The organism is Escherichia sp. WS3227_2, assembly GCF_046486495.1.
Classification (GTDB): Bacteria; Pseudomonadota; Gammaproteobacteria; order Enterobacterales; family Enterobacteriaceae; genus Escherichia; species Escherichia coli.
Window position 1 is genome coordinate 46,273 of sequence record NZ_JBJQLG010000020.1, and the last position, 13,941, is coordinate 60,213.

At 47.0% G+C, this 13,941-nt stretch carries 16 protein-coding genes; 15 read left to right on the forward strand and 1 reads right to left on the reverse strand.

Translation table 11 applies throughout. The features are described from left to right. Positions 1–217 precede the first annotated feature (217 nt). The 15 genes from ACJHXB_RS22045 to ACJHXB_RS22115 all read left to right on the forward strand — a co-directional run bounded on the left by ACJHXB_RS22045 (position 218) and on the right by ACJHXB_RS22115 (position 13,589). Positions 218–751: a transcription termination/antitermination NusG family protein gene (locus tag ACJHXB_RS22045; RefSeq protein ID WP_001372168.1), complete on the forward strand. Its 534-nt coding sequence runs from the start codon at positions 218–220 to the stop codon at positions 749–751. 253 nt (positions 752–1,004) lie between these two features. Further along, a complete protein-coding gene (locus ACJHXB_RS22050; RefSeq protein ID WP_000213863.1) occupies positions 1,005–1,688 on the forward strand; it encodes a hypothetical protein in 684 nt (227 codons plus the stop codon). A 171-nt stretch (positions 1,689–1,859) separates the two neighbouring features. Continuing rightward, complete coding sequence (locus ACJHXB_RS22055; protein WP_001136187.1) at positions 1,860–2,114, forward strand: PilI type IV pilus biogenesis protein; 255 nt, start codon at positions 1,860–1,862, stop codon at positions 2,112–2,114. Between the two features lie 124 nt (positions 2,115–2,238). Further along, a complete protein-coding gene (locus ACJHXB_RS22060) occupies positions 2,239–2,832 on the forward strand; it encodes a hypothetical protein (RefSeq protein WP_015058915.1) in 594 nt (197 codons plus the stop codon). 33 nt (positions 2,833–2,865) lie between these two features. Next, on the forward strand, positions 2,866–3,933 hold the full coding sequence (gene pilL / locus ACJHXB_RS22065; RefSeq protein ID WP_021513968.1) for a type IV pilus biogenesis lipoprotein PilL: 1,068 nt from the start codon (positions 2,866–2,868) through the stop codon (positions 3,931–3,933). Next, positions 3,933–4,370 (forward strand): type IV pilus biogenesis protein PilM, encoded by a 438-nt coding sequence (pilM, locus tag ACJHXB_RS22070; RefSeq protein WP_000539811.1) that lies wholly within the window; start codon positions 3,933–3,935, stop codon positions 4,368–4,370. The genes pilL and pilM overlap by 1 nt, the downstream gene beginning before the upstream one ends. 13 nt (positions 4,371–4,383) lie before the next feature. Further along, positions 4,384–6,066 carry a PilN family type IVB pilus formation outer membrane protein gene (locus tag ACJHXB_RS22075; protein WP_000748143.1) on the forward strand — a complete coding sequence of 561 codons (1,683 nt, stop codon included), beginning with the start codon at positions 4,384–4,386 and terminating at the stop codon, positions 6,064–6,066. Beyond that, positions 6,059–7,354: a type 4b pilus protein PilO2 gene (gene pilO2, locus ACJHXB_RS22080; protein ID WP_000752776.1), complete on the forward strand. Its 1,296-nt coding sequence runs from the start codon at positions 6,059–6,061 to the stop codon at positions 7,352–7,354. Before ACJHXB_RS22075 ends, pilO2 begins: the two co-directional genes overlap by 8 nt. Next, on the forward strand, positions 7,341–7,793 hold the full coding sequence (gene pilP, locus ACJHXB_RS22085; protein ID WP_001247333.1) for a type IV pilus biogenesis protein PilP: 453 nt from the start codon (positions 7,341–7,343) through the stop codon (positions 7,791–7,793). Before pilO2 ends, pilP begins: the two co-directional genes overlap by 14 nt. 10 nt (positions 7,794–7,803) lie before the next feature. Next, a complete protein-coding gene (locus ACJHXB_RS22090; RefSeq protein WP_000362204.1) occupies positions 7,804–9,357 on the forward strand; it encodes a GspE/PulE family protein in 1,554 nt (517 codons plus the stop codon). A gap of 12 nt (positions 9,358–9,369) precedes the next feature. Continuing rightward, positions 9,370–10,455 (forward strand): type II secretion system F family protein, encoded by a 1,086-nt coding sequence (locus ACJHXB_RS22095; protein ID WP_001208803.1) that lies wholly within the window; start codon positions 9,370–9,372, stop codon positions 10,453–10,455. Positions 10,456–10,471: 16 nt separating this feature from the next. Further along, positions 10,472–11,086 carry a type 4 pilus major pilin gene (locus tag ACJHXB_RS22100; protein WP_000908228.1) on the forward strand — a complete coding sequence of 205 codons (615 nt, stop codon included), beginning with the start codon at positions 10,472–10,474 and terminating at the stop codon, positions 11,084–11,086. Between the two features lie 9 nt (positions 11,087–11,095). Continuing rightward, on the forward strand, positions 11,096–11,656 hold the full coding sequence (locus tag ACJHXB_RS22105) for a lytic transglycosylase domain-containing protein (RefSeq protein WP_000014005.1): 561 nt from the start codon (positions 11,096–11,098) through the stop codon (positions 11,654–11,656). Beyond that, positions 11,641–12,297 carry an A24 family peptidase gene (locus tag ACJHXB_RS22110; protein WP_001193551.1) on the forward strand — a complete coding sequence of 219 codons (657 nt, stop codon included), beginning with the start codon at positions 11,641–11,643 and terminating at the stop codon, positions 12,295–12,297. Before ACJHXB_RS22105 ends, ACJHXB_RS22110 begins: the two co-directional genes overlap by 16 nt. Beyond that, positions 12,297–13,589 carry a shufflon system plasmid conjugative transfer pilus tip adhesin PilV gene (locus tag ACJHXB_RS22115; RefSeq protein ID WP_039719938.1) on the forward strand — a complete coding sequence of 431 codons (1,293 nt, stop codon included), beginning with the start codon at positions 12,297–12,299 and terminating at the stop codon, positions 13,587–13,589. Before ACJHXB_RS22110 ends, ACJHXB_RS22115 begins: the two co-directional genes overlap by 1 nt. Here ACJHXB_RS22115 and ACJHXB_RS22120 read toward each other — a convergent pair. Further along, a partial coding sequence (locus tag ACJHXB_RS22120; RefSeq protein ID WP_014654004.1) for a hypothetical protein occupies positions 13,586–13,941 on the reverse strand: 356 nt, incomplete at its 5' end. The genes ACJHXB_RS22115 and ACJHXB_RS22120 overlap by 4 nt on opposite strands.

Sequence of the window (13,941 nt, forward strand, 5' to 3'; positions counted from 1 at the left end):
ACTGTATTGCTGATATTAGTGCTTAGCCGTTCTTTATCTGTGAGTTCGCCAAATCACCGATACAGAACGTACTAGAGTCTGCTGGTTATATGCCTGTCAGAACTGCAGTTTATCCAGATATGGGCTGGACACTGCTTCAGACATATGATTTAGCATATTCGCCTGACATCGCAAAATCGTCCATCATGGATCGGTTTTGCGCGGAGCGTTGAACTTCGTGAATATAGAACACCTGAATAACCGGAACTGGTATCTTGCGCAATATAATACAGCCGGCAAAAACAGAGAATCTTTATTCTCATGGCTGAATGAGCAAAACGTCGTACCATGGACTCCATTAATAACAAGAAAGATAAGACGGGCAGACTCCAGGTGCTGTTACCGTGAAAGAATATTCGCTATTTTTCCAGGGTACTTTTTTATTCTGGCTAATTTTGACATTCAACCAGTATCGGCATTACGTCGCCATAGCGCCTTCATTGATTTCGTGAAGTTTGGCGGTGAAATAAAACCCGTCAATAAAGATATTGTTGATGGATTAATGAAGATTTACCCGGACCCTGTGCTAAATCCGGGAGCCAGGGAAGAGCTGAATGCGGCTTCCAGCATATGGCTGACAAAAGCACAATATCAGTATCTCCTCAGAATGGAAAATACTCTCCAGCCTGAGTCGAGGATATCCCTGCTCCTGGAACTGGTATCAAATGCCGAACATCACGGCTTTATGGAGCGCCTTGTAAACATCCCATAGCCAGTATTTCCCGGCCTTCGGGCCGGGCTTTTTTCAATTCAAGAGAATATTCCGGAGTGAAGCCTGCACGAAGCCATCCCCACCATGGACTCCCCCTGTCTTTTGATGGAACCGTGTATTTCTTAATGGCGAAAGAAATAAAAGGCTTCACCCCAGAGTATTGATTCGTTTTATCAAAGGCCGGCCCGTGCCATCACGTGTGGCGGAGAGAACGGATACCGGTCTTCTTTTCATCTCACAGTAGGACATTCGCATGACCACGACAGAACATCCCGTGCGCCAGTTGCTCTGGTGTGCACTGAATGCCCTGAAAACGGCACAGGAAAACCACAATATAACCAGTGAAACCGGATTACGGCATTACCTGCTTGAATGGCTTTCTGGTGCCAGCAGACATCCTGAGTTCAGTAGTCTCCCTGGCGAAATCATGGCGTTAAAAGCATTGACCGAAAAAGATCGCAATATTCCCATCATCGGAACGCTGAATACGCTCTTTCTCAGCTCTGCCACTGTCGGGGAATGTCCGTTGTTTCGTTTTCGGGCTGCGCTGGGTAAATTACAGAAAGCAGGCTGGCGCACTTATGTCTGCCCATGGCCTGAGAGGGTGTTCAATGAATCCATTGAACGGGCCTGTTCCGGGAAACGCCATCTGCTACAACTAAGTCGCACCGAAGAGTGTTTTCTACCGACAGGCGATATGAGGGCACCAGTTACGTTGCAGCTGATCACTCCACTACACCGCAAAACTATGCAGCTTCTGGAAACGGCAGAGTTAATATTCTCCGACGAAGGATTTCAGGTGGTGAGAGGATACGAACATCAATTCGGGATCGAACGCAGAGAAACCCTCTTTCACACCCTATTTATCGGGCTGCCCAGCTTGCCAGAAGATGTCTGGGGTGCAACACAGGAGCAGACGACTATCACATTACACTGAGGATGTGTAATCCCCGGCATACCCCGTTTCCAGTCTTCGCAGCCTGTACCGCCCTTCCTGCCGTTTCCGACATTCTTTCTGTCACTACTCGCTTGTGCCGTTTTTTCGCAACCGGTACGTGCAGTTATGACGGTACAGCTGCTTCTTTTCCCGTTCCGGAAGGAGTCTTTGATGCCACAGCAACATCCCGGACGACTGCAAATACTGGTCGTCGACGCACACTGCAAACGCAGGCTGTTTTCAACGAAAACACCGACAGACCCCGATGAGCTTGCCCGACGTTTCTGCACGCCGGATAACTGTCTCGTGGTGGTACTACGCGACAACCGATTTCTGTTCCGACTGGAGCGTGCTCCCGGCAGCCACTGCCGCTGGCACAAGGGCAGCAGCTCCCGCCATCAGCATCTACAGGACTGGCTATCATGAACGCAACCGAAGCAAAATGTTTATTCAATGGTGTGTGATGATCAGGAACTGCATTTTTTTGTTCCAAAGAATTAAACAGTTAATCCTCCTTAGTCTGTTATTTTAGTCGCCTGCCTCAGCCAACATGAAAAATAATAACGTACCATTATATCTCTGGTTGCTTTGGTGTACGCTTTGTCTGTACATCACTACCCCATGGCAATACTTACGTTATCCATACACTGACAACTTATCATTGCCTTATATGTTATATTTCTGTGTGGTGGTTGTGATTTGCATTTTCCCACTACTTTTCAGATGTGTACTTCTTATTGTAAGGTCTGCATCTAAATACGACTTCACATTCTTTGTGAAGAAGAAAAAGGGAAGCAAGAAATCAACTATACATCTTAGCCCCTATGCTGACACACGTTGCCCGAAGTCAATGAGGAAACACTGGGATGTATTGCTTTCTCTGATATCAAAAGCAATTAATAATGATGAAATCATTGTCATGCATTCACATCTCTTTACTCCAGCAAGAATAAATAAACTTATAAAGAGACTGAAATCTTATGATTTGAGTTTTTCAGTTATTACATACCCACGGAAAACAAGTCTGTACGAAAAATTATCAATTCCTTTTATATATCTCTTATTTCAGTGGTCTTTCCCGCATTTGCATTCGGACGGAATGACAGTCGTCATTCGTCCTCTCCAGCCGCCTCACATCAATTAACAAACTCGTATATACGAACACGGAGTCTCCGTTATGAAAAAAAACTGTCTGACACTTATACTGCCGTCATTATTGTCCGGCTGTGCCGGAATTTCCGGCGGCAATAACGTGGCACCATCAGATACGCCTGCTCTGGTTTTTGTTGACGGACAAATCAGTGAGAGTGCTGGCGTCCTGGCACTTACGCAACAACGACTTTCTCCACCTAAAATAACTCCGCCCCCGAGAGTCAGCGTGCCAGAGACAGTAAAAACAGCACAGCCAGTAAGCGAATCCCGACCGTTACCTTCACCAACAATAAGTCAGAATTTCTCCCGGTTAATCATTACAGGCAAGCCTGGTAGCGCCCCTGTAACACTATCGCCGACGGCCCGTAACCGGACCGTCAGTCAGTGGATAAAAACATTACTACCGGAAGGATGGAAATTCAGACAAGAGAATGCAGCCACGCCCAAACTGAATACCAAACTGGTTTCATGGTCTGCCAATGATCAGTGGACCCGTTCTCTGAACCGGTTGCTGGAAGAACAACACCTCTGGGGCCATCTGGACTGGGATAATAAAACGTTGACCGTCACAACATCGGCTACTGCACCGGCACAGGACACGGCAACCACTATCTCGCCAGCAGCCATGGTAACCACATCCACTTCCCCGGAGTCTTCAACGACAGCAAATAGCCAGAACAAACCACGAAACCCATTCAGGGGAAACAGCGTATCTCCGTCTACGCCCGCTGCAATCCCGACTCCGACCGGCTCCACAGTCAAGTCTATCCCACTCATGACCGGGACACCTGTCAAACCGGTATCTCAGGGTAAAGAGTGGCGTGCGCCGGCAGGCACTACATTAAGGGAAAACATTATTAAGTGGGCAGAAGAAACAAAATGCGAAAGCATGGCATCAACGCACTGGATGGTCATATGGCCACTTTCTGTAACCGATTACCGTCTTGATGCGCCTTTGATGTTCCGGGGATCATTTGAATCAGCCATGGAGCAGGTATTTGAGTTATATCGGACCGCGCAAAAACCTTTATACGCACAGGCCTCCCGCATGCAGTGCATCATTACAGTTTCTGATACAAGGGATGGTCGCTAATGGGATGGCTGGTCATGGCCGTCGGCCTGACCATTCTGATTATCACTGGAAGCTACCAGAATCAGCAGATGTCTGAAACCACGAACGCCCAGCAATATGCAAGTGCGTCTGTATGGGCAAGTCAGATACTAATGATTGCTAACAGAATCAATGATATCAGATACGTATCAGGCCAGCAGGACGGAGTAATTTCTTCAGATAAACTGGCTCTCCCTGTCACTCCGGACTCCCGAATTAAACATCAGTTACAACAGGGACGTCTGTGGGTATGGATGCCTGAACAACCAGGACTTGTTGAAACTTTGCGTTCAAAAAGTCGTGGTTCTGCACTAATAGGGATCTTCCAAAACGGGCAACTCACCTGGCTATCAGGAACTGCAACCGGTCTGACACCCCCGGCAGGCATTACTGCTGGTTCTGTCGTCTACGTTAACTAATCTGGATATATTCATGAAAAAATCACACCAGCGTTCAATGAAGCTGGCGGTGCTCCCCTGCATGATCGCCGTCGCTCTTTCCATCTCCGGATGTACTTTCAGCGAAATCAATAAAATGCAGAAAAAAGCACAGGAGGACTCAGCACATGCACGGGAAAAGGTATCAGCCCTTTCTGCCCGCAAATCACAGGCTCTTACCTGGCTCGATAATCAATGGATAAACCCTGTTCCGGTCGCTCAGGTATCAAGAGAGAAAAAACAAACAGCTCCGGCCTGCTACATCACGCAGGCAAGAAAAGGAGAGATCACTCTACAGGAACTGGGGCAACGTATTACTGCCGTATGCGGCATCCCCGTAATCATCACCCCTGACGCAGCCAATTCAACTCTTGAAGGAGGCGCTACCCGCCAGATGACTGGGACACTACCAGCACCTGATGAAAATGGTCGTCTGCCGTTAAGCAGCCTGGGCAGCACAACAATGACTACCTCCACTCAGCCATTAACGCTGAATAACCTCATGTGGCAGGGAGATATCAATGGTCTTCTGGATTTGATGGCCAGCCGAAGCGGTCTGTACTGGCGCATGGATAATGGTCGGATTGTATTCTATCTGACTGAAACCAGAACGTATCCACTTCATATGCTGAACACCAAAACCAGCAGCAGTTCCAGCGTCAGCTCTGGCTCAACAAGCACAATGGGGGCAACAGGAGGCCAGGATAACTCAGCATCCGGTGATGCTACGTCCTCTCAGAGCACAACCGTCGGTCAGGAATACGACCTGTATGAAGACATCCGGAAAACTATTGAAGCGATGCTGACACCAGAAAAAGGCCGTTACTGGTTATCTGCATCGAGCTCAACGCTAACAGTCACTGATACTCCTGCTGTCCAGGAAGCCGTCGCACGATATGTGGACGAACAAAACAGTATTATGAACCGCCAGGTAGCCCTGAACGTACAGGTTCTGAGCGTCAGCAATACCAGAAACGAGCAGTTCGGTCTGGACTGGAACCTTGTTTACAAATCGCTACATTCCGCCGGAGCAACGTTGAACAATGCAAGCGGAGATTTTACAGGCGCTACATCTGCAGGCGTATCAATTCTGGATACGGCAACAGGGAATGCCGCCAAATTCAGCGGTTCCAGCCTTCTGATTAAAGCACTGAGTGAACAAGGCGATGTCAGCGTTGTAACTTCACAAGAAAGCACGGTCACAAACCTGACGCCGGTACCTATCCAGATGGCAGATCAGACAGTTTACGTCGCCCAGTCAGCAACAACTACGACTACGGATGTAGGAGCAACAACAACATTAACACCGGGCATGATCACCACTGGATTCAATATGACCCTGCTGCCTTTAATTCAGAAAACAGGCAATCTCCAGTTGCAGATGAACTTTAATCTGTCTGATCCCCCAACTATCCGTAGCTTTACGTCAAAAGACGGAAACAGTTACATCGAAATGCCATATACCAAACTGCGTTCACTGAGCCAGAAGGTCAATCTGAAAGAAGGGCAATCACTTGTCGTTACTGGTTTCGATCAGAACAATACGACGACAAGTAAAGCCGGTACGTTTACGCCAGCAAATCCATTATTTGGTGGTTCACAAACCGGGAAAAATGAACGCAGCACGCTTGTGATCATCATTACCCCGACTTTCCCGTCAGGAGGCAATAATGGCTGATGAAGATATCAACCCGGTAGTGCTTCTCGCAGATCCTAAAGTAAATCATCGCGTGTGGGCTGCCTGTCTTAAATGGACTCCTGTCGTAAAAAAACAGCGCGTCCCCTCACATCATAAACACAAGTCTCATGTAAAACCCAGACGGCTTACCTCCCTGAAAGTGACTGTAGGCAGCAGAAATTCCCGTGGAGAGATCAGCCGCCTTACCGGCACAGGAATACTGACCAGGCCAGAACGCAATCATTATTTTTCCCTGGCACTGGCTTTCTGCTCATGGGTCAGAAATGGATACGGTGTCTTCCGGTACAGCGATAAGGAGCTCTTATTCCTTGCTTCCATTAATGGCCAGCCTGCCGTTATGGCTGACTTATCAGGAAATGATGCCGACGTTGCCCAAAAGGTCAGCCTTTTTCTGGCGATGAACGAAGAGCCCCCCGAAAAATGGCAGGTTGTATCGTCTCTGGAACATCCTGATAACTGGGAAAGTATTATTACCCGGTTATCATCAGCAGACCTCCGCCGTTGCAAACTTACTGTCGGCAATCGCAGCAAATTCACACTTCCTGCCGTACTGTTTTTAGTAGCAGCCGGCGCAGGCACAGTATTCTGGATGACTCAGCCAGAGCCTGATGTAGGACCGACCGCCGAGGAGATAGCTGCACGGGCAAGATTACAGTTTAAAAAGCCCGAACCACCACCGGAGCTCCCGCATCCATGGGCGTCACAACCTGTAATCAGTGATTTTCTGAAAGCCTGCGCGGACCTTCGAAAACCATCACCGGTCGCGCTAGAAGGCTGGAAACTTACCGGTGGAACATGTACTCCCGAGACATTCACACTGATTTACGAACGACAGCCAGGAGGAACTATTGAAGGCTTTCTGGCAAGAAGCAAAGAAATCTTTAATGTTATTCCTGACTTTAACCTTAAAGATGGTGCACGCCTGGCTTCTGTAACCCGGCCACTGCCTTCCCTGCCCCGCAGGGATGAGGCAGTCCCTGCCCCCTCAGAACAACTGATGCGGGTGTTCACGTGGTTTCAGAAAAAACAGTTAACGCCGGCCATTAATGAAATAGCCATACAGGAACCATTACCAGGTAACGATGGTGAACCAGCCCCTGTTCAGAAATGGAAAGAATATCAGTTCAGTTTATCAACGCCTGTAAATCCTGATGAGTTGTTCCCTTTATTTCAGGATACCGGCGTTCGTCTGAGCAATATCCATTTTGAATTAAACGGCGGTACTTTCAGTTATTCCTCAGAAGGTCATATATATGCGTCCAGGTAAATTACTCATTATTCCATCCATATTTTTCTTCTCTGGTTTTTCATTTGCAACAACACAACCTCTTGTCACAATAGGAGAACTTGAAGCACAACAAAACCGGAATATTCTTTTACAGGCAAAAGTTCAGGGCGCACAGCTACAGAAACAACTCGAAGAATCAGATGTTAATCTGTCATCAGAAACTGTTTCAGGTTTCTCTGGTGTGACTGCCTCCTTGCCATCAGTTTCAGAGCAGCCGACATCTAAAAACAGAAAGGAATTGCCCGTTATTATGGAAATAAACGGCAAAGATAAACGTCTTCATGCCGTTCTTCGCATGGCTGATGGACGTCAGACAAGCGTCACCACTGGTAGCCAGCTTCCGGGTACATCCGTCACGGTGAAGTCGATCTCATTGTCTGGCGTCACGTTAAGTGATGGCACCACCCTTACTTTCTGAGTGATGTGATATGGACAAATATAATCTGAAGGATGCTCTCCTTTTTATATCCCGGGGAGACACCCATGAAATTCTCATCGAAACAAATCAGCGAACAAGACCTGACGTACAGAGTAATCTCCAGGAACTGCTAAAGTTATACCCTGACATCACCCCAAAAGTAGTCTCGCTGTCTGAGTTACAGGAAGCCGGTCAGGATGATGAAAATAAAGGTCCGAAAGAACGGATTATTCATCTGAAAGATCTTGCAGATGTCAGTGAAAGTGAGAAGAAAGTTCTCTCCTATTTTGAAACGGCCAGAAAACTTGGTGCTTCGGATATTCATTTTTTAATTTCAGAGTCTATTTTCAAAGTTCGCATGAGAATATTCGGTGAACTGCAGACTGTAGATGAAGATCAACCTGCATTGGGTTATTCACTCTGCGCAACAGCCATTCTGTCAATGGCTGATGTCACTGAAACCAGTTTCTTCCCTCAAAGGGAACAGGATGCGCGCCTGTCCCCACAATTAATGCGAAAAATAGGAATATTTGGTGCACGATACAGTCACAGACCTACGGGAGATGGTCTGATTGCGGTTATGCGCCTGATACCCGATGACGGAGACAAAGTTCCCACGTTTAAGCAACTGGGCTTTATACCGGAGCAAATCCGGTTGCTGAACGTCATGCTGCGCCGCCCGGAAGGGAAAATTGTTCTGTCTGGTCCAACAGGTTCGGGTAAATCAACAACGTTACGCAGTGCCTGCCGTGTATATCTTGACGATAATCAGGGGCGACACCTGCTGACGATCGAAGATCCGCTGGAAGGACAGATACTGGGGGCAACACAAACCCCGATTATCTGTGACAAATCCGACGAAGAGGCCGTCAAACTGGCATGGAGTCGTGCTATTTCATCGGCAATGCGACTTGACCCCGATGCCATCATGGAAGGGGAAATGCGCGATCTTGTCTCGATGATGTCAACCACCTACGCGGCTCAGACCGGTCACATCGTTCTGACGACATTACATACAAACTCAGCTCTGGGTATACCGGAGCGAATGATTACGATGGGTATGAATGCCGATCTTATTTGTGATGCGCAATTACTGATTGGGATGATAAGCCAGCGCCTTGTACCAACGCTGTGTCCCTCCTGCCGTATTCCATGGGAAAAGCGAGTACCTGAACTTAGCGAAGACGACCGCGCTTACCTTGAGCGGCACTGCAATAAAGATTCACTCTGCAGTACAGATAATATCTGGTTCCGAAATCCTCACGGATGCTCCGACTGTAATCACGACGTAATTATTAACGGCAGAAAGCGCGGTGAAATAGGTAAAGGCCTCACCGGCAGGACCGTAATTGCTGAAGTGATAGAACCTGATAATCGCTTATTTCAGATTCTGAAAACACGCGGCAAAGTTGCAGCACGTAAATACTGGCTTGAAAACATGCATGGCATCAGTCGTGTGGAGCATCTGCTTCGCCGTATCAATGAAGGCCTGGTGGACCCTCTTGAAGCCGACAGAATCATCCCTCTGGACGAAGACGAACGCCTCAGCATCGATGATGCCTAACAGGAGAACAACATGCGTGAAATGAATTTCAGTCAACGGCTGAGACGTTTCATTGTCAGAAAAACGTTCAGCGCCCCCTACAGGGTGCAGTTTTACGAAGCTCTGCGTTTTCTGCTGGAAAATAAACAGCCATTAAAGACCGCACTGGAACAGATGCGGGATGCCTGGACAGACTTTGGACGAAAATGGCACCCCTTTGCTGAACTGGCCACAGACTGTATTGAGTCTCTTCGTGAAAACAGTGGCGAAAACTCTCTGGAATATACTCTTGGTTTATGGGTTCCCCAGGAAGAGGCTGCAGTAATCAGTGCCGGAATAAGAAGTGGTTCCATTGTGGATGCATTACAATTTGCCACCACGCTTACAGATGCCAAAAAGCAACTCCATCAGGCCATATGGCAAATGGCTATTTACCCGGTGGGATTGTTAATCATGATGACGGGGACATTATATGTTCTTAATACAGAGCTAATACCTGTACTGAGCAAAATAAGCTCCCCTGATTCATGGAGTGGTGCTCTTGGTTTTCTCTATGGATTATCTTTGTTTGTCGATAATTACGGCGCTATATGTGCCGTTCTTTTTGCAGTGGTCACAGGTGTAATATCATGGTCTCTGAAAAACTGGAAAAGCCGCTCTTTGGCTGACAATATAATGCCATGGAGTATTTATAAGGATATACAGGGGGCAGCATTCCTCCTGAATATGGCTGCACTTCTGAAAGCCAAAATGACAACGCTCAACTCACTGAACGTTCTTCAGGAATTTGCATCACCATGGTTAAGTACACGCCTTGACAGCATTATTTACCGCGTCCGCCAGGGGGATCACCTTGGGCTGGCTTTACGACAGTGCGGTTATCATTTCCCTTCCAGGGAGTCTGCCAACTTTCTGTCTTTATTACAGGGAGATGGTGCAACGGAGCTAATCGGCAATTATGGCCAACGGTGGCTTGTACAAACGCTGGAGCGTGTAAAAAAACGAGCAGCTGTTGTGCGTTTAATTATGCTGATATTTCTTGTCATGTCACTCCTGTTACTGGTCATGGCCGTTGTAGACATTCAGTCTATTGGCGACAACAGTATGGGTAGTATTTAAATAAAACGAGGTATTTATGTTAATTCAAAATATTAATGCTAACGTTCTGAAGAAAAATGAGAAAGAAACGTCTCATGACAAAGGCTGGGGTATTATGGAACAGGGTGCAATAGCACTTGTTGTAATTATCGTACTTGCCCTTGTTTTTGGTGGATTGTATATGTTGCGTTCACGAACCGGTGTGGCAAATGAAAGTTCGAACATACAGACAATCATCACAAGTACTCAGGGGCTGCTAAAAGGTAGCGATGGATATACGTTTACCAGTGGAGCCAAAATGACGGGTGCTCTCATTCAGATGGGTGGCGTACCCAAGACCATGACAGTGCGTGGTACTCCATCATCAGGTACAGCAACGCTCTATAACTCATGGGGCGGTGCCGTAACTGTTGCTCCGGCTTCAACATCAGGTTTCAACAATGGTTTTACCGTCACCTATGAAAAAGTCCCACAGGATGCCTGTATCCAGATTGCCACACAAATCAGTCGTACTGGTTTAACTAACGGTATTACCCTGAACAGTACGGCTCACAGTGATGGAAAAGTCACTACTGAAGAAGCCAGTGCGCAATGCACAGCTGATAATGGCAGCACCGGTACAAACAAACTAATCTTCACCATCAATGGCTAAGGAGTTTTAATGTCCGGGGGTAAAGTGCCCCTCAGACTTATTTCATTAATCCTGCTTTGTTCTCTTATTTATCCCGCCCGAGCTTCATACATCGCCCCCAAACAAATCTGGACTAACAAGTGGGACAATTGCTTTGCCGCCGCCGGCGCACGCTATCAAATTGAACCATTATTGTTGAAGGCCATTTCTGCCGGGGAATCTTCATTGAAGCCGGGCGCAATTAACATAAATAAGGACAGAAAAACAGGCAAAGCCAGTAGTACGGATTATGGGTTGATGCAAATAAACTCAACCCATATTCCAAAGCTTATAAAGATGGGCGTAATCAAAAAGTCTGAGGATTTAATTACCAAACCATGTCTTAATATCCATATAGGAAGCTGGATACTGGCAAGACATTTTCAGATATGTGGCGTCAGCTGGAATTGCCTTGGGTCATACAATGCCGGATTCCGTAAGGACAGACATGAAACAAGAGAGCAATATGCTAATAAAGTATGGAGAATTTATCGTGACATGAAAGGGATATGCCTTCCCGGGCAGGGAGGCAGACAATGCAGACAATCGTAGGCATAAGTCTCTCCCCTGTTTATATCCTCCCATTGATGTTCATATTTTCCATTATTGGACGAACTCTGTTATTCAGAGTTCGTTATTTTTTATCTGATACAGAACATCTCTGGTATAAGACACACACTGCAGTTCTGTCAGGAATATGGCTATATAGTATAGCTGTGGCATTAATTATTTTATCGTCATCCCCACTTATCTACCGTATTCATGCTGTTCTTATTCTTTCGTTCATGCTGCAAATGGCAGTAACGGATGCACTAACAGGCCTCTTACCGGGTACATTCACCAGGCGTTTTTTAATCGCTGGAATATTATCACAAATCACAACTGATATATGGTGGCTCCGTGCAACAGAAATTGTCTCTGCCGCAATTGTCTTATTCTGTCTGCATAAACTGGTTAACCGCCATCGTCTTAATATTGGCACAGGAGACCTGTGGCTTATTGCAGGTATTACCGCATGGTCAGGGCTATATAACGCCATATGGAGTGTGTTGCTGGGCGCAGGAGGATTTGTCTTATGGCATTCAACATGGTGCATAAAAGGACATAAAGAAGGCCCACTGGGTCCATGGCTGTGTCTTGGCCATGTCCTTTTGCTACTGGATAATCTTTATCAACCACTATGGGTAATCTGATGAAAAAATATGACCGAGGCTGGGCATCGCTGGAAATTGGCGCGGCTTTATTGATTGTTATGATCATAGTTGCCTGGGGTGCAGGCATATGGCAGGACTATTTAAAAACCAAAGGTTGGCAGGCTGAAGCTCGTCTTGTCAGCAACTGGGCCAGTGCAGCCCGCTCTTATATAGGGAAAAACTACACAACTCTCCAGGCCAGTAGTACCACAACAACCCCTGCCGTTATCACGACAACCATGCTGAAAAATACCGGCTTTTTGTCCAGCGGCTTTACTGAGACAAACAGCGAGGGGCAGCGGTTACAGGCATATGTAGTTCGAAACACCCAAAACCCGGAATTACTACAGGCAATGGTTGTATCCAGTGGTGGCACCCCTTATCCAGTGAAAGCACTTATCCAGATGGCTAAGGATATTACCACTGGTCTTGGTGGATATATCCAGGACGGCAAAACAGCCACAGGTGCATTACGTTCCTGGTCAGTAGCTTTAAGTAATTATGGTGCCAAAAGCGGTAACGGGCATATTGCCGTACTGTTATCGACAGATGAACTTAGTGGTGCAGCAGAGGACACTGATCGTCTTTACAGATTCCAGGTCAATGGTCGCCCTGACTTAAACAAAATGCACACGGCCATTGATATGGGATCAAATAACCTGAATAACATTGGGGCAGTAAATGCCCAGACTGGTAATTTCAGCGGCAATGTGAATGGTGTAAATGGCACTTTCAGCGGTCAGGTAAAAGGCAATAGCGGAAACTTTGACGTAAATGTCACCGCTGGCGGTGATATCAGAAGTAATAATGGTTGGTTAATTACTCGTAACAGCAAAGGCTGGCTCAATGAAACTCACGGTGGCGGATTTTATATGTCCGACGGATCATGGGTTCGAAGTGTAAACAACAAGGGCATCTATACCGGCGGTCAGGTGAAAGGCGGTACTGTTCGTGCTGATGGTCGCCTTTATACTGGTGAATACTTACAACTGGAAAGAACTGCCGTTGCTGGCGCATCATGTTCGCCTAACGGCCTTGTAGGCCGCGATAATACAGGGGCAATACTTTCGTGCCAATCCGGTACGTGGAGGACAATAGGTGGAAAACTCAAAGTTACTCAGCTTTCCACCACAGGTTATCTGGGGCAATTCGACTTCTGTGCCATTGCCAGAATGGGCAACGCAGAGGATGCCCACTACTGCCAGGTAGTTGAGAGCCCAGCAGGTTCACGTAAATGGTACAAATACGAGCATAAGACAGGTTGTATTGCGTCGTGTGTAACGCTCAATTAAGTTTGATATCCAAATACTGAAAATACCCCGGCACCACATGATGTATTTTCTGTTGGATAGGATGTTATCTGATAGGAAGTACCTGCAGGTACAGCAAAGCTGATAAAGGCTGTTTTTCCATATGCAGGGTTATTGCTGGCATTCACGCTAATTAGCGTCCCACCAACATATCCCTGCAGTCGGGATGTATTTGCACATGCACCTCCGGCAGATCCTCCATTACCTCCAGATGCATAAATAAACAATGTACTGCCCCCTGAATTCCGCCCTGAGAATGAACCTCTATGTGAACCTAAGTTTGTGTAAGAACCATTGAGCGAACCAGAAGTCTTCCACGTACCGGATTGGCACG